Source organism: Lysobacter yananisis, from assembly GCF_031199375.1.
GTDB classification, from domain to species: domain Bacteria; phylum Pseudomonadota; class Gammaproteobacteria; order Xanthomonadales; family Xanthomonadaceae; genus Lysobacter; species Lysobacter yananisis.
On sequence record NZ_CP133568.1, the window covers coordinates 4,881,147 to 4,900,063 of the forward strand.

18 protein-coding genes are annotated in these 18,917 nt (G+C 71.2%); 10 read left to right on the forward strand and 8 right to left on the reverse strand.

Annotated elements, in window-relative coordinates; genetic code table 11:
* Together RDV84_RS20135 and RDV84_RS20140 are read right to left on the reverse strand one after the other, a co-directional pair.
* A complete protein-coding gene (locus RDV84_RS20135) occupies nt 1-2,835 on the reverse strand; it encodes a type 2 lanthipeptide synthetase LanM family protein (protein ID WP_309151382.1) in 2,835 nt (944 codons plus the stop codon).
* Between the two features lie 274 nt (nt 2,836-3,109).
* Entirely contained in the window at nt 3,110-3,295 is a 186-nt protein-coding gene (locus RDV84_RS20140; protein WP_057947538.1) for a DUF6229 family protein, read from the reverse strand.
* A gap of 355 nt (nt 3,296-3,650) precedes the next feature.
* Here RDV84_RS20140 and RDV84_RS20145 point away from each other — a divergent pair, with 355 nt between their 5' ends.
* Together RDV84_RS20145 and RDV84_RS20150 are read left to right on the forward strand one after the other, a co-directional pair.
* Nucleotides 3,651-4,619 (forward strand): alpha/beta hydrolase, encoded by a 969-nt coding sequence (locus RDV84_RS20145; protein ID WP_309151383.1) that lies wholly within the window; start codon nt 3,651-3,653, stop codon nt 4,617-4,619.
* 65 nt (nt 4,620-4,684) lie between these two features.
* Nucleotides 4,685-6,148, forward strand: coding sequence for an OprO/OprP family phosphate-selective porin (locus tag RDV84_RS20150; protein ID WP_309151384.1), 1,464 nt, complete (start codon nt 4,685-4,687; stop codon nt 6,146-6,148).
* Between the two features lie 25 nt (nt 6,149-6,173).
* Here RDV84_RS20150 and RDV84_RS20155 read toward each other — a convergent pair whose 3' ends face one another.
* Nucleotides 6,174-7,124, reverse strand: coding sequence for an AraC family transcriptional regulator (locus tag RDV84_RS20155; protein WP_309151385.1), 951 nt, complete (start codon nt 7,122-7,124; stop codon nt 6,174-6,176).
* Between the two features lie 196 nt (nt 7,125-7,320).
* Between RDV84_RS20155 and RDV84_RS20160 the strand changes: the two genes are divergently transcribed.
* Nucleotides 7,321-8,061, forward strand: a complete 741-nt coding sequence (locus RDV84_RS20160; RefSeq protein WP_309151386.1) for an SDR family oxidoreductase — start codon at nt 7,321-7,323, stop codon at nt 8,059-8,061.
* Nucleotides 8,062-8,078: 17 nt separating this feature from the next.
* Here the strand turns inward: RDV84_RS20160 and RDV84_RS20165 are convergent, their stop codons facing one another.
* Nucleotides 8,079-8,945, reverse strand: a complete 867-nt coding sequence (locus tag RDV84_RS20165; RefSeq protein WP_309151387.1) for an amidohydrolase family protein — start codon at nt 8,943-8,945, stop codon at nt 8,079-8,081.
* Between the two features lie 104 nt (nt 8,946-9,049).
* Between RDV84_RS20165 and RDV84_RS20170 the strand changes: the two genes are divergently transcribed.
* The 4 genes from RDV84_RS20170 to RDV84_RS20185 all read left to right on the forward strand — a co-directional run bounded on the left by RDV84_RS20170 (nt 9,050) and on the right by RDV84_RS20185 (nt 12,897).
* Nucleotides 9,050-10,561 carry an XVIPCD domain-containing protein gene (locus RDV84_RS20170; RefSeq protein WP_309151388.1) on the forward strand — a complete coding sequence of 504 codons (1,512 nt, stop codon included), beginning with the start codon at nt 9,050-9,052 and terminating at the stop codon, nt 10,559-10,561.
* Between the two features lie 212 nt (nt 10,562-10,773).
* Complete coding sequence (locus RDV84_RS20175) at nt 10,774-11,319, forward strand: hypothetical protein (RefSeq protein WP_309151389.1); 546 nt, start codon at nt 10,774-10,776, stop codon at nt 11,317-11,319.
* A 26-nt stretch (nt 11,320-11,345) separates the two neighbouring features.
* Entirely contained in the window at nt 11,346-11,978 is a 633-nt protein-coding gene (locus RDV84_RS20180; RefSeq protein WP_250442559.1) for a superoxide dismutase, read from the forward strand.
* Nucleotides 11,959-12,897, forward strand: coding sequence for a ZIP family metal transporter (locus tag RDV84_RS20185; RefSeq protein ID WP_078995732.1), 939 nt, complete (start codon nt 11,959-11,961; stop codon nt 12,895-12,897). The genes RDV84_RS20180 and RDV84_RS20185 overlap by 20 nt, the downstream gene beginning before the upstream one ends.
* Nucleotides 12,898-12,965: 68 nt before the next feature.
* Here the strand turns inward: RDV84_RS20185 and RDV84_RS20190 are convergent, their stop codons facing one another.
* Complete coding sequence (locus RDV84_RS20190) at nt 12,966-13,178, reverse strand: DUF6289 family protein (protein WP_057947531.1); 213 nt, start codon at nt 13,176-13,178, stop codon at nt 12,966-12,968.
* Between the two features lie 243 nt (nt 13,179-13,421).
* Here RDV84_RS20190 and RDV84_RS20195 point away from each other — a divergent pair, with 243 nt between their 5' ends.
* From RDV84_RS20195 to RDV84_RS20205, 3 genes are all read left to right on the forward strand, one after another.
* Nucleotides 13,422-13,778 carry an NIPSNAP family protein gene (locus RDV84_RS20195; protein ID WP_309151390.1) on the forward strand — a complete coding sequence of 119 codons (357 nt, stop codon included), beginning with the start codon at nt 13,422-13,424 and terminating at the stop codon, nt 13,776-13,778.
* A gap of 221 nt (nt 13,779-13,999) precedes the next feature.
* Entirely contained in the window at nt 14,000-14,599 is a 600-nt protein-coding gene (locus RDV84_RS20200; protein WP_309151391.1) for a biliverdin-producing heme oxygenase, read from the forward strand.
* Between the two features lie 34 nt (nt 14,600-14,633).
* On the forward strand, nt 14,634-15,023 hold the full coding sequence (locus tag RDV84_RS20205; protein WP_309151392.1) for a YbaN family protein: 390 nt from the start codon (nt 14,634-14,636) through the stop codon (nt 15,021-15,023).
* Nucleotides 15,024-15,104: 81 nt separating this feature from the next.
* Here the strand turns inward: RDV84_RS20205 and RDV84_RS20210 are convergent, their stop codons facing one another.
* From RDV84_RS20210 to RDV84_RS20220, 3 genes are all read right to left on the reverse strand, one after another.
* Nucleotides 15,105-16,094, reverse strand: coding sequence for an MBL fold metallo-hydrolase (locus tag RDV84_RS20210; RefSeq protein ID WP_250442568.1), 990 nt, complete (start codon nt 16,092-16,094; stop codon nt 15,105-15,107).
* 124 nt (nt 16,095-16,218) lie between these two features.
* Entirely contained in the window at nt 16,219-17,256 is a 1,038-nt protein-coding gene (locus RDV84_RS20215; RefSeq protein ID WP_309151393.1) for an alpha/beta hydrolase, read from the reverse strand.
* 62 nt (nt 17,257-17,318) lie between these two features.
* Nucleotides 17,319-18,911, reverse strand: coding sequence for a PepSY-associated TM helix domain-containing protein (locus RDV84_RS20220; protein WP_309151394.1), 1,593 nt, complete (start codon nt 18,909-18,911; stop codon nt 17,319-17,321).
* Nucleotides 18,912-18,917: the final 6 nt, after the last annotated feature.

An 18,917-nucleotide genomic window follows, 5' to 3' on the forward strand; every position in this document is an offset into this window, starting at 1 on the left:
CTAGCCAGACGCATCACCATATCGCCTCCCCTCAAGTAATAACGGCGAAGCCACCCCACACCCCGGATGCAACCGATTCAACCCATGAATCGCCCCCGCCAACCCGGTCATCAACCCCGGGGTAAACGCCCGCCGGGTAATCCCACCCACGATCCCATGCTCCTCGATCGCCGACACCACCTGCGCAGTCGCCTCTTCGAGGTCGCCCGCACATTCCTTGGGATCGAGCCGCGCCCCACGCGCCATCAATTGCCACAACGAAAAATCGCCATGGCACAGGGTATGGGTGAACCCCCACTGCCCTCGCGAAACCGCCACCGCGCGGCGCATATCTCGTAACGCAACGGCGTCGCCAGTGCGGGCATAGAGGTCCGCCGCAGCGAGGCCAATGCCAACGCCGCCATTGCACCAAGTCGGAAAGTTGATGGTGTTGACCATACGCACATCGCGCCAGTTGCCAACGGCGGCGTCATACATCGAATCCTGAAACGCGAAGGCGCCATCGGCGAGCGCTCGCCAGCGCTGGCGGTCCTCGGCGCTGCCAGCGTCGCTCAGCGCCAGGCGCGCCAGCGCCCAGCCGATGCCGTAGGCGCCGTGGGCGAAGCCGCCGATGGGATCGTCGTAGCCTGGCAGGCGCCAGTAGGCCAGGCCGCGCTCGTCGCGTTGGGCCAACGATTCCAGGCGTTCGCCGGCGCGCGCGGCCAGGGCCAGCCAGCGGGGGTCGCCGCTGGCGCGGGCGAGTTCGATCAGCGGGACGATGGCGCCGCTGCTGCCGTCGGACAGGTCCAGGCTCGGGTCGTCGTCGAAGCCTTTGCGTTCCAGGGTTTCGGCGCTCTTTACGGCGTTGTCTAGCAACTGCGGGCGGTCGAGCAGGCCGTGCAGGACCAGCCAGGCCCAGATGCGGCTGCCGTCGCCGCTGAGGCCGCCGACGGTCGGCGGGGTGTCGACTTCGGTCAGGGTGTGGAAGGAGTGGATCGCGCCTTCCAGCGCTTCGTCGAGGCCGGCGACGGGGTCGGCGCGGCCGGCGTGGACTTCGTGGCGGTAGCCGGCCAGGGCGACGGCGATGCCGCCGAGGCCGAAGTAGGCGTCGCCGCCGAGCGGTTGTACGTGCCAGCCGGAGCCGCCGAAGCTTTCCGGCGAGATCCAGGTCACCGAGCCGTCGTCGCCGCGCACGGACACGCGCAGCAGGCGTTCGACGATGTCGGCGGCGAGCGCGCGGCGGCGTTGTTCGAGGTTGTCGCGGCGGACGTTGCGGGCGTAATGCGAGCGGCTGTCGCGTTCGCCGGGGCCGTCGGCGCCGCTGTTGAGTTGGGTCACGACCAGCGAGCTGCGGATGGTCATGTCTTCCAGTTCGATCCGCATGCGGCGCCAGCCGTCGAGGGTCTGGGCGATGCGCGCGGCGCTCAGCGGGGCGACGAACAGCGGGATGTCGCCGTGGCGCAGGTCGTCGATCTCGCGGGCGATCTGTTCGGGCGTCGGCGGCGGGCCGCCGGCGCTGGCGGCGAACAGTTTGCGCGCGCGTTCGATGGCCTTGTCTTCTTCGTGCAGCGAGGCCGGGTGCCAGAGCATGCGCCCGACTTCGACGTAGAGCTGGGTGGTGCGGCGCACGTCGCGCACCTGGCAGCCTTCGAACGCGGACAGCCACTGCGCGAGGCGACCGTCGGCGTCGAGCTCGCGCAGGCGCTGCGAGGCTTCGAGGAAGCCGTCGCTGATCTCGTCCCAGTAGCGCGACACCTCGGGGTTCGGGCTGGGATGGTTCTGCGAGATGTCCATCGCGGTCTCGACCATCTGCACGCGCGCGTCGGTGGTGCCGTCGCCGACGATCACCGGGACCTGCAGCTGCGGCTGTTCGCCCGGCAGCGAGCCGGCGGCGGACAGGTCGGCCTGGCCGGCGCCCATCACACGCGAGCGGAACGGGACGATGCCGGTGCGCAGCACCGAGTTCTGGATCAGGTCCTGGGCGCGGTCGTAGGCCTGGCCGAAGCGCGAGGCCGCGGCCGGGCGCTCGGGCGCGAACAGGCTTTCGACGTCGACCACCACCGGCACCGGGCCGGCGGCGATCAGGTTTTCCAGGTGGATGTCGGTGCCGCCGAGCAGGCGCAGCAGCGCCAGCCAGTGGCCGAGGCCGCGGTAGAACGCGCGCAGTTCGGCTTCGCCGTCGCAATAACGGTGCTGCACGAACGCGGCCCAGCCGTAGTCGCCGCGGTCGAGCACGGCGGGCACGCGGATGCGGCCGTCGTGTTCGAACACCTTGGCGAGGAAGCCGTCGGTAATCGCATCGATGACCAGCGAGCGCGGCTTGTACATCGCCTGCCCGCCTTCGAACGCGAGCTTGGCGACGGTCTGGCCGCCGGCGTGCAGGTCGCCCTCGCCGAGCTTGATCGACAGCAGCCGGCCGGGCGCGCGGCCGATCAGCGCCGCCAGCGCGTCGCGGTCGGCGTGGATGCGCGCGGCCAGGGTCGCGATCGCGGCGCCTTGCTGGCGCAGCGAGCGTTGCAGGCGCTGCGACAACGGCGGGTAGCGTTGTTCGACGGTCTGCGCGAACTGCGGGCTCAGCGCCTTGGCGACGAACTGGGCGAAGCGGCCGGGCTCGTCGGCGGCGGTGAGTTCGCCCAAGTGCTTGGCGGCGTGCAGTTCCAGCAGCAACACGCGGTTGAGTTTCAGCCGCGCGCTGGCGTAGAAGGCGTGCGCGCCGGCGGCGCGGATCAGTTCGGTTTCGCGCGGATCGAGATCGCCGCAGCGCGCGGCGAGTTCGGCGTCGAGCGCCTCGCGCGCAGTGGCGGTGAAGTGGTCGATGATCGGGCCGAAGCCCTCCTGGATCTCGGGTTCGGCCATCGTGTCGACGATCCTTTGCAGACGGTATGGAAGATTGCGGTTGGTGCGGTGCGCGCGACACGCATCGCCGCGGCGCGTCGTGAACGCGGCGCGGTGTCGGTGAGTGTCGGATTCGTAGCGGATGCGGCGGCGTGGCGGGTTCGGGCGCGAAGCGGGCTCGTCGCCGATGCGGCGCCGAAACGACGCGCAGCCCGCGAAGGCTGCGCGCCGAAACTAGCGACCGGCGTGGACGAACCGTCGGATCAGACCGGACCCCAGCCGGTTCCGATCCGGCTTACATGCAGCAGTAGCAGCGGCCGGTCGGGCAGGTCGAGATCGAGGTGGAATGGGTGATCGGCGCGCGCGCCGCGTCTTCGACCGCGTTCTCGCCTTCCAGGTACAGCGGACCGGCCGGGTTGTCGAAGCCCATGACCGTTTCGGCGCCGGTGAGCCAGCCCGACACCAGATCGTTGCTTTGCATTGCTGTTCCTCCCTGAGTACTGGATGTCGCCCGGACAGCGGTGTCGCATGCATCGAAATCCGCCGTGCCAGGCCTCGATTTCAAGCGTCGTGGCCGCTTGTGCCGCGGGCGGGCCCGCGATGCGGGACTGCTGCGAACGACCACCGCCCGACTCTAGACAGCGCTCTCGACGGCTGTCAAATGCGTATCGGCCCACGCCGGTCACGATCTTCACGATGCCGGCGGCGGCGCGGCCGGTACTACCAATAGGCTATCGGCGCGGACGCCGGCTGCGCCTACAACTGCGCTGTCCTGAAACCCCGCCGGAGACGCCGGTCCGATGAAAACCGCGTTCGCTTGGGCTTGCGCCTTCGCTATGTCCGCCGCCGCCGCGGCGCTGCCGGCGCATGCCGCGCCGCCGGCGCCGGAGGTTGTCCCGTTGTGGCCGGCCGACCAGTGGCCCTCGCCGGTGCGCGGGCCAGAGCGCACCGGCCGCGACGGCAGCGCCAGCGGCGCGGTGTCGAACGTCTCGCAGCCGCGCATGGAGATCTACCGCCCCGAGCGCCCCAACGGCAGCGCCGCGGTGATCTTCGGCGGCGGCGGCTATTTCCGCATCCAGATCGGCGGCGCGGCGCGGCCGACCGCGTTGTGGCTGCAATCCATCGGCGTGACCGCGGCGGTGGTGTATTACCGCTTGCCCGGCGACGGCTGGAGCCCGGTGTCGCCGTTCCAGGACGGGCAGCGGGCGATGCGGCTGATGCGCGCGCGCGCCGCGGAACTCGGCGTCGATCCGCAGCGCATCGGCGTGATTGGCTTCTCGGCCGGCGGCAATCTGGCCGGCATCGTCGGCACCCGCTTCGACGCGCCGCTGTATCCGCCGCTGGACGCGGCCGACCGCGAATCCGCGCGCCCGGACTTCCTGGCGATGATCTATCCGGTGGTGTCGCTGAAGCCGCCGCTGGACACCACCCGCTCGCGCCGCGAACTCGGCAAGCAGGCCGACGCGGTCGAGGCGTATTCGGTCGAAGCGCACGTGCGCCGCGACATGCCGCCGGTGTTCCTGGCCCAGGCGGCGGACGATCCGATCGCCGACATCGGCCACAGCCTGGCGATGTTCCAGGCGACGCGCGCGATCGGCGTGCCGGTGGAACTGCATGCGTTCGAACGCGGCGGCCACAGTTGGGGACTGGGCCAGCCGGGGACCTTGGTCGCGCAGTGGCCGCGCTTGTTCGCGCACTGGGCGCGCAGCCACGGCTTCTTCGGCGCGGCGGCCGCGGCGCCCGCGCAAGACCAGCCCGCGAAACCGAAGCCGTCCGCACGCCGCGACGACGCGGACGGGGACTGACACCGCAACACCGCAACGGCGCGCCGGCTTGGTTCGGCGCGCCGCGATCCTGGGGAGCCATCGCCATGAGCCACACCGACCGGGCCGCGTACGCGCTGGCCTTGAGCCTCGCCGCGTGCGCGGCGCCCGCGTTCGCCGCCGACTCCGCCAACGCCCCCGCCAGCGACGCCGACCTGCGCGCGCTGGTGCGGCAACAGGCCGAGCAGATCCGCGAACTCAGCCAACGCCTGTCCGAACTCGAACGCCGCCAGGCCGCGGAGCCCGTCGCAACGGATCCGATCCAGGCGCAGGTCGCCGCCGCGGTCGCGGATACTCGCGACGACGAACTGGCGATCCTGCAAGCGCAGGTGGCGCAGCAAGCGGCGACCGGCGGCGGCAGCGGCGACGGTGCGCGCATGAACTGGCGCAAGGGCGCGCCGGAATTCAGCAGCGGCGACGGCCGGATGACGTTCCGCCCACGCGGCCGCCTGTTGCTCGACCAGACGTTCACCCGCGGCTCTTCGTTCGGCGCGCGCAACCTGTCCGGCAGCGACCTCGCCAGCGCGCGCCTCGGCGCGGAAGGCGAATTCGGACCGCTGGGCTACAAGGTCGAAGCCGATTTCGCCGGCAACGAAGTCACGCTCAAGGACGCCTATCTCTCCTACGACACCCGCCTGGGCGGACACGCGGTCGAGTTCTATCTCGGCAACAAGCTCAAGGACCGCAGCCTCGACGGCGCCACCAGCGGCGTCGCCACGCCGTTTATGGAGCGCAACGCAGTGGCCTCGGTCGGCGGCATGCAGAGCGGCTACTTCGGCCTCGGGCTCAGCGCGAAAGTGTTCGGCGACGGCTGGCACGCCAGCCTCGCCCTGACCGGCGACGATGTCGGCAATGCGGGCGACGCCAGCGACGCCGTCGCCTACCTCGCCCGCGCGCACTGGAATCCGCTCAGGGGTGGCGACGGCTTCGTCCATCTCGGCGGTTGGTACTGGTACGAGAAACTCGGCGCCGATGTCGCCAGCATCAACAAGACTTCGCCGGTCGCGCTGGGCTGGAACGATCAGGTGCGGGTCTCGGCCAGCAGCATCGCCAACGTCGACAACGACCGTGCCTGGGGCACGGAACTCGGCGCGGTGTACCGCAGCGGCTGGCTGTTCGGCGAACGCTCGGTGCGCACGATCGAATCCGACAGCGTCGGCGAGGTGCGGCACAAGGCCAGTTCGGTCTACGCCGGCTGGCTGCTGACCGGCGAGAAGCCCGGCTTCAGCCGCCGCTCGGGCGTGTGGACCGCGACCCGGGTGTTGCGGCCGGTCGATCAAGGCGGCATCGGCGCATTCGAACTGGCAGTGCGCTACGACCGCTACGACTTCACCGACGCCGCCCGCGGCGGCGACGGCGATGCCTGGACGCTGGGCGTGAACTGGTATCTCAACGACTGGTCGCGGCTGATGCTCAACTACGTGTTCTGGAAGACCGACAACAAGGTCGGCGCGTTCCAGGGGCCGGATTCGGGCCGCACCCTGGGCCTGCGCGCGCAGGTCGCATTCTAGTGAGGCCGGCCAGCGCGGTCGGCGCTCAGGACGAGCGCGCGGCGCGGCCCGCGGTCGCCTGCACCGGCTCGGATACGCGCAGGATGCGCTGCAGTTGCCGCGCCTCTTCCAGCGGCGGCCGGCCGAACATGCGCTTGAACTCGCGGTTGAACTGCGACGCGCTCTCGTAGCCGACCCGGCGCGCCGCGTCGGCGGCGGCGCAGCCGTTGCGGATCATCAGCAGGCGCGCCTGATGCAGGCGCATGGCCTTGATGTACTGGATCGGCGAGGCGGCGGTGACCGCCTTGAAGCGCGCGTGGAAGGCCGGCACGCTCATGCTCGCCTCGCCCGCTAGGCTGGTCACGTCGAGCTTGCGGTCGTACTGGTCGTGGATGCGGCGCAATGCCTTGGCGATGCGGCCGAAATGGCCGCCCTGCGCCATCGCCGCGCGCAGGCTGCCGCCCTGTTCGCCGGTCAGCGCCAGGAACGCGATCTCGCGCGCGATCGCCGGCGCCAGCAGCGCGCTTTCGGCCGGATCGCACAGCGCTTCGAGCAGGCGCACGGCGGCGTCGCTCATGCGTTCGTCCATCGGCGAGGCCACCATCGTCGCCGGCGGCACCTCGCTGTCGGGGCGCATCCGATCCAGCGACAGCGCCAGTTCGGCGATCGCGCTGGGATCGATACGCAGGGCGATGCCGAACATCGGCTCGTCGGCGCTGGCCTCGGTCTCGGTCTCGAACGGCAGCGGCACCGCCAGCGCGAGGTAGTGCTGGGCGTCGTAGACGTAGGCGCGGTCGTTGTGGAACGCGCGCTTGCGGCCCTGCACCACGATCACGATGCTCGGCTCGTACAGCGCCGGGGTGCGCTGCACCGGCCGCTCGCAGCGCATCAGGCTCACCGAATCCAGGCGCGAACGGGTGTAGCCCTCGCCGGGCGCGAGCCGGGCGACGAGTTCGACCATGCGCGCGCGGCGCGCGGCGGAATCGGTGGCGGACATGGGCAACGGGGCGGCGTGCGGAACAGGCAAGGACTATACCGCCGCCCCACCGGCCGGCGCGGGCGTGCATGGCCGGCTCGATAGGAATGGGCAAGGACCGGCCACGATCGGGTCTTAGCCCGCCCCCGCCCGCTGCCTAGCATTTGCCTCACCGCGGCGCCGCACCGGTGCCGCCTCCCCCGACAGGAATTCCACCATGAGCCTCGTTACCGCTTCCCCGAAAACCATCCTCGTCACCGGCGCCAGCAGCGGCATCGGCGAGGCCACCGCGCGCGAGCTGGCCCGGCGCGGCCACCGCGTCGTGGTCGGCGCGCGCCGCGGCGAGCGCCTGGACGCGCTGTGCCGCGAACTCGCCGGCGCCGGCGCGCAGGTCGCCTGGCGCGAGCTCGACGTGACCCGCCTGGACGATATGCAAGGCTTCGTCGCCTTCGCCGAAGAGCGCTTCGGCCCGGTCGATGTACTGGTCAACAACGCCGGGGTGATGCCGCTGTCGCCGCTGAGCGCGCTGAAGATCGACGAATGGGACCGCATGCTCGACGTCAACGTGCGCGGCGTGCTGCACGGCATCGCCGCGACGCTGCCGGGCATGCAGGCGCGCAGCCGCGGCCAGATCGTCAACGTGTCGTCGATCGGCGGCCACGCGGTGTGGCCGAACGCCGCGGTCTACTGCGCGACCAAGTACGCGGTGCGGGCGATCTCCGACGGCCTGCGCCAGGAGACCGACACCATCCGCGTCACCGTGGTCTCGCCGGGCGTGGTCGAGTCGGAACTGGCCGACACCATCACCGATGCCGGCGCGCGCGAGGCGATGAAGGCGTTCCGCGAGGTCGCCCTGCCCGCGCAGGCCATCGCCGAAGCGGTGGCCTACGCGGTCGAACAGCCCGCGCACGTGGATGTCAGCGAATTGATCGTGCGTCCGACCGCGAGCCCGTACTGATCGCCGCCCCGGACGGCTCAGCGCAGGCCGAACAGCCGGCGCGCGTTGCCGATCCGGATCTTCTCCTTCTCCTCATCGGTCAGGTCCAGGCGGTCGAGCGCATCGACCGCCTTGGCCAGCGGCAGCTGCGGATAGTCCGAACCCAGCAGCACCTGGCCGATGCCGACGTTGCGCAGGGTCCACACGAACTCCTTCTCGACCGGCGAGTCTGCCATCAGCACCGCGGTGGCGGAAATGTCGAAGAAGATGTTGTCGGCGAAGAAGTCGTCGGCGGTGCGCGCCAGCGCCAGTATGTTCCAGAAGCGGAAGTTCATGCCGCCGATATGGGCGAAGATGAAGCGGGTCTTCGGCGCCTGGATGGCCACGTTGAACAGGCGCTCGCTGTCGCCGGGCAGGATGTTGGCGTTGTCGAACAGCACCACCACGCCCAGCTCGCCGGCCTTGCGCACCAGCGGCAGCACGCGCGGATCGGCGGCGTCGAATTGCTGCGTGTGCGGGTGCAGCTTCAGCACCTTGACCCCGCGGCCGGCGACGCGCGCCAACTCATCGAGCGCGGCCTGGCCGTCGTAGGGGTGCACGGTCGCCACCGCCAGCATCTCCGGGTGCTTGGCCGCGAGCGCGATGTGGGCGTCGTTGGCGCGGCGGATCGCGTCCGGATCGCCCTGCAGCGCCTGATACGGGCCGCCGAACCACATGCCGGCGAAACCGGCGAGCTTGAGCTTGGCGTCGGCGACTTCGCGCTCGTAGGTCTTCAGCGAGGCCTCGCCTTCGCGCAGATGGACGTGGACGTCGAACACCGGCTGCGGCGCCGGCGGCGGCGCGGCAGCGACGGCGAACGAGGCGACGGCGAGCGACAACGGGAGGATGGCGAGTAGACGGCGCATCGGTTCGGTTCCTGCCTGCGTGGGCGCACAGGATAGCGGCTGCGCGTCCTCGCCGCCGCCCGTGTGGCCGGATCGCGGCGGTTTGCGCGTAAAGCCTCACGTCGATGGCCGCGCCGGACTGCATGCGCGCGGTGCCCGGCGCCGCGCGCGCCGCCAACGGGAGCAACCTCATGGGCTTCACCCTCGAAGAGAAGACGCTGAAAAGCGGCGAAACCGTCACCCTGGTGCATTGGGAAGACCTGTCGCCGACCCGCCACGGCAAGGCTTTGCAGGACCGCGACTGGGACGGCAGCGGCAACCGCAAGGGCCTGAGCTTCTACGACTCCACGTCCGAATACATGCACAACAGCTGGGCCAGCGAGCACATGGCCCCGCAGGGCGTGACCTTGCCCGGCAAGGGCTCGCTGATGCTCTACCACCACGAGCAGACCGGCACCTGGCACAGCGCCGACGCGCTCGACATCGACCACGTCGCGCAGTGGAAGGACCACTTCGTCGAACGCGGGGTGAAAAGCCAGGCCGAGGCGATGATGGCCTACAACGACGTCGACAACCTGCGCCTGCTGCCGGCGCCGGTGAACCGCGCCCGCGACGCCGCGTTTCGCGTGCTGGATACCCACGGCGCGGATTCGCCGGAATGGAAGCAGTGGGTCGAAGACCGCTTCGCGTTCGATCCCAAGACCAACCGGCCCGGCTTCGATCCGGACGTGGATGGCAGCGTGCGCAAGCGCACCACCATGGAGCAGCCGTGGAAGCCGGAGGACGGCCGCACGGGCCTGAGCTTCGATGCGGCGGTGCTGGGCAAGTGGTACCAGGCCAAGCTGCAGGAGTGCTATGCCGGCGAAGTCGAGGTGCGCCATCCGCAGACCGGCGACAAGAGCAAGGTGCCGCTGTTCTTCTGCCAGGCCTCGGGCCAGCTGTGCACCCGCGACGCCTTCGACATCGACCACGAAATTCCGTTCGAACTGCTGGGCCCGGAGATGGCCAAGCACGCCGGGCGCGGCGGGCTGAGCAAGGCCGACGCGCTGGACGGCTACAACGACACCAGCAACCTGCGCCTGGTCGCGCGCGGGGTCAACAGCTCGCACGACTTCGAGATCCAGGCCTCGGGCGACTACCGCGACGAGAAGATCGCGCCGGAAAAGCGCGGCGAGTTCAAGGGCTTCCTCGGCGAAGAAGGCGGCCTGCTGTCGCCGCAGCTCAAGCAGCAGTTGCGCGAACTCGGCCGCAACTATCCCTCGCCGCAACAGCTCATGAGCGACTTCGGCCAGCCCGGCTACGGGCCGTACACCCAGGCGCTGGGGAAGCTGGAACAAACCAGCTTCGGCCAGGCCATGACCGCGCAGGAACGCAGCAACGTCGCCGGCACCCTGGCGGTGGCCGCGACCCACTATCGCCTCAACATCGACCACGTCGCCCAAAGCGACGACGGCACCCGGGTGTTCGCGATCCAGGGCGATCCGAAGAACAACCAGTTCGTCTGGGCCGACGCCCAGGGCGCCAAGCAACAGTCGCTGGCCCAGAGCACGGTCGATCTGAACCGGATCGTCCACGAACAGAACAATCCGTCGGGACCGCAACTGAACCAGCAGCACCGCAACGCGACGCTGCAGTAAACCCGCCGCGGCGCCCGCACACGCCCGCGTACGCACGCGGGCGCCGCGCGCGAACGCGGGCCTGCCGCCCGTTGGCGCAAACTGCGAAGCCGTCGGCAGGATCGGCGCCGCCGCGCGGCTGGACGTAGCGCGCGCGGCGTGCCTATCATTCCCGCGCCTGAGTACGCACCGTGTCGTCACGCAAAGGGCCCCTTGTCACCGAGGAGCCGCCCATGCGTACTCGATCTCCGCCCGCCTCGCCCGCGCCCGATCCATTCGCGCCGGCGCCAGAGCCAGCCCCCGCCGCCACCGCACAGACCGCCGCTCGCGACGCCCTCGCGCAGTGGCGCGAACTCACCCGCCAGGCCAACGCCGCGTTCGACCGGCGCCAGCTCGCCCACGCCCAGCGCCTGTACCGGCAAGCCTTGCGCGTCGTCGATGCGCCGGATTGGCGCGCGGCGCTCGCCGTCGCGCCCGACGAACTGCTCGCCGCGCGCGTGGTGTCGCATCACAACCTGGCCGAAACCCATCGCCGCCTGCGCGATCCCGAGCGCGCGCGCGAGCAGCTGTGCCTGGCGCATGAGGCGCTGACCGGCATTGCCTGCGACCCGCGCGCCGGCGACGCCGTGCGGCGCTGCGCGCTGCGCCACCTCGGCCGCACCCGCCTGGCCCTGCTCGACTGGCAGAGCGCGCGCGGGGTCTGCGCCCGCACCCAGGTCGCGTTGCGCGAGAGCGCGGCGGCGCTGGCGCGCAGCGATCCCGGCTCGGCCACGCATTGATCTCTTCACCCGCACGGATACCGACCATGCCGCACCAGCTTCCCGCCCTGCCCTACGCCTACGACGCGCTGGAACCGCACATCGACGCGAAGACGATGGAGATCCACCACAGCCGCCACCACCAGACCTACATCGCCAACCTCAACGCCGCGGTGAAAGGCGGCGAATACGAAGACGTGCCGGCCGAAACCCTGATCGCCGACATCGACGCCCTGCCCGAGGCGTTGCGCCTGCCGGTGCGCAACAATGGCGGCGGCCACGCCAACCACAGCCTGTTCTGGACGGTCATGGCGCCGCCCGAGCACGGCGGCGGCGGCGCGCCGGACGGCGCGCTGGCGCAGGCGATCGATGCGCAACTGGGCGGCTTCGACGCGTTCAAGGACGCCTTCACCAAGGCCGCGCTGACCCGCTTCGGCAGCGGCTGGGCGTGGCTGACGGTCGACGCCGGCGGCCGCCTGGCGGTGGAAAGCAGCGGCAACCAGGACAGCCCGCTGATGCGCGGGATCGGTTCCGGCGCCACCCCGATCCTCGGCCTCGACGTGTGGGAACACGCGTATTACCTGCAGTACCAGAACCGGCGCCCGGACTACATCGCCGCGTTCTACAACGTGGTGCATTGGCCGGAAGTGGCGAGACGTCATGCAGCGGCGCAGCGCTGAACGCGGGCAATCCGCGGCGGCCGGCGAGCGCGACGGCCTGCGCCGGCTGACGCCGGCGCAATGGTGCGGCGTGGCGATCCTGGCGCTCGGCGCGGCGGCGATGCTGTCGGACCTGTGGCGCTGGCTCGGCAGCATGCCGGCGGTGCGCGAGGCCTTCGTCGGCGGCGCGGTCGCGGCCGCCGCGACCGCGCTGGGCGCGTTGCCGGTGTGGTTCTCGCAGCGCCTGTCCGAGCGCACCCAGGACACCTTGTTCGGCTTCGGCGCCGGGGTGATGCTGGCGGCGTGCGCGTTCTCGCTGATCATTCCCGGCCTCGCCGCGGCGCAGACGACGACCTGGTTCGGCGGCGGCGAACGCGGCGCCAGCCTGGTGATCGGCGCGGCGGTGCTGCTGGGCGGCGCGGCGTTGATGCTGGTCGACCGGCTGGTCCCGCACGAGCACTTCATCAAGGGCCGCGAAGGCCAGGCGCCGGGCACCTTGCGCCGGACCTGGCTGTTCGTATTCGCCGTCGCCCTGCACAACCTGCCCGAGGGCCTGGCCATCGGCGTCGGCTACGCCGGCAACGAGGGCGCGGTGCGGGCCAACGCGCTGGCGATCGGCATCGCCATCCAGGACGTGCCCGAAGGCCTGGTGGTCGCGGTGGCGTTGCTGGCGGCCGGCTACGGACGCGGGCTGGCGGTGTTCATCGGCGCGGCCAGCGGCCTGATCGAACCGGTCGGCGCGGTGCTCGGCGCGGCCGTGGTCGGGCATTCGCAGGCGCTGCTGCCGTGGGGGCTGGGTTTCGCCGCGGGCGCGATGCTGTTCGTGATCAGCCACGAGATCATTCCCGAATCGCACCGCAAGGGGCACGAGCGCTTCGCCACCGCCGGCCTGATGATCGGGTTCGTGCTGATGATGGTGCTCGATACCGCGCTGGGTTGAGCGCCGCCAAGAACGACGAAGCCGCCCGGCCATGCCGGACGGCTTCGTTCGAATCGATGCCGCGCGTCTTACATGACGCAGCCGGCGACCACCTTGTACTTCTTGGTGGTCGGTCCGTATCCCGGATCGCCGCAGGCCTCCGGCTGGCGCACGCCGACGGTGTTGCCGGCGTCGTCGTAATAGATGGTCGAGCAGAAGCAGCCCTGGGTCTGGGTGGCCGCGCCGGTGCCGGCGGAGGCCGCCAGCAGCGCGCCCAATACGATCAGCTTGAATCGTTGCATCGTAATCCTCCCTACGCTTGCGCGCGGCGGTTCGCCGCGCGGGCACCATACAACGCCGAAGCCGGCGCGCGGGCCCACGACGTACGCACGAAAGTGCAATGAAGTTTCGATTGCGCGACCACGACGCAGATGAACTGTGCGCGCGATCATGCCGCACTGCGATCCGCGCGCACCGGCGACGGGGGTATAGTGCCCGCGCGATGCGCCGCAACACGCGCCGCCCGCATTCCGGAGATCGCGATCATGACCATCGCGCCAGCGCCCGCCCGACTCGTGGAAATCCGCACCTACCGGCTCAAGCCGGGCCACGGCCCGCGTTTCGAAACCGCCATGGCGCAGACGCTGCCGATGCTGCGCGCCAGCGGCATGGACGTGGTCGCGTTCGTGCGCAGCGACCATGAGCACGACAGCTACTGTTTGATCCGCGCCTATGCCGACCGCGCGCAACTGAACGCGCAGCAGGACGCGTTCTATTCCTCCGACGCCTGGCGCCAGGGGCCGCGCCAATCCCTGCTCGATTGCCTGGAGGACTACCTCAATACCCTGCTGTGGCTGGCGCCGGACAGCATCGAGGATCTGCGCGCGCGCAACGGCCGCTAGCCGCGCCCGCAGCGCGAGCCAGCGGCCGGGACTACGGCGCTGCCGACCGTCGAATCCGTAAACGCCGCGGGTCCGCGCACGCCGCTGCGGAGCTTGCCGGATCGGCCGGCAACCGCTTTGCGCGCCGGCGCGGGTTGGGAGTTCCGCCGCCCGGAACGTCCTTGGGTATATGAACTCCTTCCGCCACGCGGAAGTCCGCCGTCATCTGCCCGATCGCCTCCATGGCCGCCCACGACCTCGCCAGCGACTTCACCGACCTGCCGCGCAGCCAACGCCTCAAGGCCGCGACCCGCGCCACCCACGACCGGCTCGACCGCCGCATCATGGCCGGCGACATCTTCGCCGACCGCGAGCGCTTCGCCCGTTTCGTGCGCGTGCAGTACCGCTTCCATCGCGACATCGACGCGCTGTACGCGCATCCGGCGCTGGATGCGCTGCTGCCCGACCTCGCCGGGCGCCGGCGCCTGGACCAGATCGCCAGCGACCTGCGCGACCTCGGCCAGGCACTGCCGACGCCCGCGCGACCCCAGGCCGAAGCCGGCCTGCCGCTGGCGCAGGCGCTGGGCTGGCTGTACGTCGCCGAGGGCTCCAACCTCGGCGGCAGCGTGCTGTACAAGCTCGCCGCGAAGCTGGGGCTGGACCGCGAATTCGGCGCCCGCCACCTCGCCGCCCATCCCGACGGCGTGGCCCGGCACTGGCGCGAGTTCACCGCCGCGCTCGACTCGGCGGCGCTGGACGCGGCGCAGGAGCGTGACGTCGTCGCCGGCGCCGAAGCCGCGTTCCGCAGCGTGCGCGGCCACGTCGAGGCCGAGTTCGCATGAGCGCGCGCGGCGGCGAACCGACGGCGCCGCGCTGATGCGCTGGCTGTGGTTCGCCCTGGGTTGGCTGATGCTCGCGCTGGGCGCGATCGGCGCGCTGCTGCCGGTGATGCCGACCACGATCTTCCTGATCCTCGCCGTCGCCTGCTTCGCCCGCAGTTCGCCGACGTTCGAGCGGCGCCTGCTGGCGCATCCGCGCTATGGACCGGCGTTGCGGTTGTGGCGCGAACAGGGCGCGGTCACGCGCAAGGGCAAGTGTTTCGCCAGCGCCGGCATGGCGCTGGGCTTCGCCTTGTTCTGCTGGGGCGCGCATCCGTCGCTGACGCTGCTGCTGGCGGTCGGCCTGGGCTTCGCCGCGAGCGCGGCGTACGTGCTGTCGCGGCCGGCGCCGCGCGCCCGGTCGCTGGGCTCGAGCGCGCTGGATTGAAGCCGGCTCGCGCCGCGCGCGGCGCGACGCGGCCGACAAGCGTCGGTTACGGCGCCATCATCGCGGCGCCGCGAGGCCGGCTCACGCGTCCGGCACCCACACGAAGCCCTCGCCCTGCGCCTTGATCCGGCCCAGGCCCGGGAACGGGAAGTGCACGGCGTACACGTGCAGATTGCCGTCGGCGATGCGCTTGAGCAGGGCGACGCGGCTGGCTTCGGCCTTGGGCGCGTCGCCGTCGAACTGGATCGTCCATTGCGGACGCTGCACCGAGACGATCGAGCTGTGCGCGGAATCGCCGATGTACAGCAGGCGTTCTTCGCCCGATGCGATCTCGTAGGCGCTGTGGCCCGGGGTGTGGCCGTCCACCGCGACCGCCTTGACCGTGCCCGGGACCAGTTCGGCGTTCGGCGCGAACGCCTGCACCTTCGGCGCGAGCGCCGCGGCCAGTTTGGCGTTGTCCTTGTTCGCCTGCAGCGCGGCCCACTCCGGCGCCGACAGATGCACGGCCGCGTTGGCGAACGCCAACCCGCCGTCGGCGCTCAGCAAACCGCCGATGTGATCGGGATGGGCGTGGGAAATGAAGATGTCGGTGACCTGGCCCGGCTCGACGCCGGCGCTGCGCAGCGATGCCTGCAGGCGCCCGGCGCGGGCGAACGAGGCGTTGCCGGCGCCGGTATCGAACAGCAGCACCCGCTCGCCGCTGCGCACCAGCAACGGCTGGATGCTCAGGTGCACGGCGTCGGTGGGCTGGCCGTTGGCGCTCAGCAGCGTCGCCACGTCGGCCGGCGGACGGCCGACGGCGAAGGTCTTGCCGTCGTTGGCGACGTCGATGTCGCCGTCCTTGAGCGCGAAGGCCGAGAGCTGGCCGATCTTGAACGCGTGGACGTCTTCGGCGCTTGCCGACGGCGCCGGGGCGGCCGGCGCCGGCTCGGCCGGCTTCGCGGCCTCGGCAGGAGCGACCTCGGCAGGAGCGGCCGCGGGCGCGGTGTCGGCCGGCGGGCGCGAACAGGCCGCGAGCGCCGCGCTGGCGAGCGCGGCGGCGATGAGCAAGGACAGCGAGCGACGGGTCATGGGGAGTCCGGTATGCGAGGGCGCGCGAACGGCGCCGGATACGCCGCCGCGCGACGGGCGCGACGGCGGGTTCCGCGAGCTTATGCCCGGGCCCTGGATGCAACAAGCCGGCGAACGATCCCCTTCAGTGTTCCACCGGTGATGTCGCTGCGCGCGCGGATTCGCTTGCCTCGCGCGCTGGATCGCGACTCGATGAGTCGCGACTCGACGGATCTTGCGCGTCCGCGCAGGCACGGGCCGGATCGCCGGCCATCGCCAACGCCGCCGCGCGCACCGAGGCGCGCAGCATCGGGCCGTGGCCCAGTCCGGCGAATTCGCGATAACACGCGCGCAGGCCCGGCTTGGCCTGCAGCCGTTGCGCCAACTGTTGCGCGGCATCGGCCGGCACCGCGGCGATGCGGGCGCGGTGCGCGGCCACGCGCGGGTCGTCGCTGCGGGCGGCATCGCCTGGGCTGCGGTTCGGCGCGCGTTCGCTTCCGCCTTGCATGATGGCCACGCCCGCGGGCCGCCGCAGTTCGCCTTGCAGGAACTGCCGCTCGGGCGCGCCGAGCTCGCGGCCGTTGTCCCACCACAGCGAAGGGCTGGCCGGGAACCACTGCGCGAACGCGTCGGCGCGGGTGTAGAGCAGGTCGAGCACGAACAGGCCGCCGAGCGAATGGCCCCACAGCGCCTCGCGCGAGCGGTCGATGCGCGCGCGGCGGCGCACTTCGGGCTGGATGCGTTCGGCCAGCGCGGCGGCGAATGCGGCCGCGCCGCCGCCGCGCGGCCCCTGCCCCAGGCCGTCGTCGACCGCGCTGGGCGTGTAGTCGCGGGTGCGCGCGGCGCCGTCGATGCGCAGTTCGTTGTCGTAACCGACGAACGCCAGCACCGGCGCGCGGCCACGGGCGAGTCGATCCAGCAGCGGCGCGTCGAACTCCATCAGCGCGGCGTTGCCGTCGAGCATGTACAGCGCCGCATACCCGTCTCGGGCGGCACGCTGGCGCGGGATCGCGAGATGGATGCGCCAGCGCCGTTCGCCGTCGGCGACCACGAAGCGCTCGAAACGATAGTGCGGCGACGCGGCATCGGCCACGGTCTGGCCGATGCGCTGGTTCGGATCGGGTTGCGCGAGCGCCGGCGACGCGGCCAGGCACAGCGCGAGCGCGGCGGTGCCGGCCAGCATCCGCAGCCGTGCGGGGAGGCGGGATACGCGTGTGGGTTCAAGCGAGGGCATGACGGATTCGCTCACGAAGACGCGGCCGGCGCGACCTCGCGCGTCGACCAGATGCTGTCGGCGTGCCCGCGCTGCAGGCGCCGGCGGGTGCGCAGCGCGATCAGCGCGAACGCCGGCACCGCGGCCAATGCAGCGCAATCGATCACCGCGCCGGCGCCGGCGTGGTTCCAGGCGCCGCCGAGGCCCCAGGCGCCGGCCAGGCTCGACAGCGGAATCGCCAGGGTCAGCGCCGCGCACAGCCAGGCCAGTTCCACCGCGCTGCGCGCCGCGCCGCGCGCGAACGCCCAGGCGGTCGCGGCGACGAACACCGCGTAGTAAATGCCTTCGTGCCATGCGCCGAGATCGCCGACCCGGCCCGGTAGCCACTTGGTCGCCGCCAGCGTGGCCGAGATGCCCGCAACGCAGCCCAGGCTCACCCCGACCGTCAGCGCGCCGAGCGCGCGTGCCGCGCGGGTCTGCGCCGGCGCGCCCTGGCCGCGGTCCTTCTTGCGCCGCGATTCGATCCACAACAGGTTGCCGGTGTAGAACAGCATCGCGCCGGCCAGGCCCAGCAGCAGGTACATCCAGCGCACGGTGTTGCCGCCGTAGCTGCCGAAGTGGAGCATGAAGAAGGTATTCACCGCCGAATCCCAGCCGCCCATGTGGCCCGGCAGATCGTGCGGATCGACCTGTCCGGTGTACGGGTCGAGGTGGGTCGAGGCGTAGGTGCGCGCGCGGGTGCCGTAGCGCGTGTCCAGGCCGGTCACATGCGCTTCCAGTCGGCCGTCGCGCTGCTCGAAGCCGAAGCCGAACACGCGGAAACCGGGCAATTGTTCGTTCACCCGCCGCAGCAGTTCCTGCGCGGGCAGCGGCGTCGCGCCAGGCGCCGGCGGCGGCGCGGCTTCTTCGCGCCCCCACTGGATGCCCTGCGGGTACACCGCTTTGTCTTGCGCGTCGTAGAACTCGTCGTGGAAGGCGAACACCACGCAGGTCAGCGCCATGACCAGATGGAACGGCAGGCTGACGATGCCCAGCGCGTTGTGCACGTCCAGCCACAGGCGCTTGATGTTCTTGCCGATGCGCAGCGCGAACAGGTCCTTGAGCAGGGTCGGCAGCAGCACGATCAAGCCCGAGACCAGGGCCAGCGCGTACAGCAGCGACACCGCGCCCATGATCCAGCGCACGGCCGGATCAGGCAGCGGCAGGCCGACCTTCTGGTGCAGGGTGTCGATCAACTGCGCCACCGGCGCCTTGGCCAGGCGCTGGGTCTGCAGTTCGCCGCCGGGCCCGAAGCTGGCGCCGTGGTCGACGAATTCGCGGCGGCGCGCGCCGGGCTCGCGCCAGATCACCCGCGCCGGCTGGTCGGCGGCGGTTTCGACCATCACCAGATAATGTTTGCCCGCTTGCGGATGCGCGGCGATCGTCGCTGCGACCAGATCGTCGGCGCGCGCCAGCGGCACCGGCGGCGCCAGCGTCGCCGGCGGCGTGGCCCAGCGTTCCAACGGCTTCTCGAACATGGTGATCGCGCCGCCGTAGAACGCCACGAACAGCATCAGGCCGGCGACGATGCCGACCCAGATGTGCACGTCCTTGTAGACCTTGACGATGTCGCTGCGGATCTTCATCGCGCC

Coding starts and splice junctions, on each gene's coding strand:
- RDV84_RS20135 (WP_309151382.1), bottom strand. CDS start 2,835: ATGGCCGAACCCGAGATCCAGGAGGGCTTCGGCCCGATCATCGACCAC.
- RDV84_RS20140 (WP_057947538.1), bottom strand. CDS start 3,295: ATGCAAAGCAACGATCTGGTGTCGGGCTGGCTCACCGGCGCCGAAACG.
- RDV84_RS20145 (WP_309151383.1), top strand. CDS start 3,651: ATGTCCGCCGCCGCCGCGGCGCTGCCGGCGCATGCCGCGCCGCCGGCG.
- RDV84_RS20150 (WP_309151384.1), top strand. CDS start 4,685: ATGAGCCACACCGACCGGGCCGCGTACGCGCTGGCCTTGAGCCTCGCC.
- RDV84_RS20155 (WP_309151385.1), bottom strand. CDS start 7,124: ATGTCCGCCACCGATTCCGCCGCGCGCCGCGCGCGCATGGTCGAACTC.
- RDV84_RS20160 (WP_309151386.1), top strand. CDS start 7,321: ATGAGCCTCGTTACCGCTTCCCCGAAAACCATCCTCGTCACCGGCGCC.
- RDV84_RS20165 (WP_309151387.1), bottom strand. CDS start 8,945: ATGCGCCGTCTACTCGCCATCCTCCCGTTGTCGCTCGCCGTCGCCTCG.
- RDV84_RS20170 (WP_309151388.1), top strand. CDS start 9,050: ATGGCCGCGCCGGACTGCATGCGCGCGGTGCCCGGCGCCGCGCGCGCC.
- RDV84_RS20175 (WP_309151389.1), top strand. CDS start 10,774: ATGCGTACTCGATCTCCGCCCGCCTCGCCCGCGCCCGATCCATTCGCG.
- RDV84_RS20180 (WP_250442559.1), top strand. CDS start 11,346: ATGCCGCACCAGCTTCCCGCCCTGCCCTACGCCTACGACGCGCTGGAA.
- RDV84_RS20185 (WP_078995732.1), top strand. CDS start 11,959: ATGCAGCGGCGCAGCGCTGAACGCGGGCAATCCGCGGCGGCCGGCGAG.
- RDV84_RS20190 (WP_057947531.1), bottom strand. CDS start 13,178: ATGCAACGATTCAAGCTGATCGTATTGGGCGCGCTGCTGGCGGCCTCC.
- RDV84_RS20195 (WP_309151390.1), top strand. CDS start 13,422: ATGACCATCGCGCCAGCGCCCGCCCGACTCGTGGAAATCCGCACCTAC.
- RDV84_RS20200 (WP_309151391.1), top strand. CDS start 14,000: ATGGCCGCCCACGACCTCGCCAGCGACTTCACCGACCTGCCGCGCAGC.
- RDV84_RS20205 (WP_309151392.1), top strand. CDS start 14,634: ATGCGCTGGCTGTGGTTCGCCCTGGGTTGGCTGATGCTCGCGCTGGGC.
- RDV84_RS20210 (WP_250442568.1), bottom strand. CDS start 16,094: ATGACCCGTCGCTCGCTGTCCTTGCTCATCGCCGCCGCGCTCGCCAGC.
- RDV84_RS20215 (WP_309151393.1), bottom strand. CDS start 17,256: ATGCTGGCCGGCACCGCCGCGCTCGCGCTGTGCCTGGCCGCGTCGCCG.
- RDV84_RS20220 (WP_309151394.1), bottom strand. CDS start 18,911: ATGAAGATCCGCAGCGACATCGTCAAGGTCTACAAGGACGTGCACATC.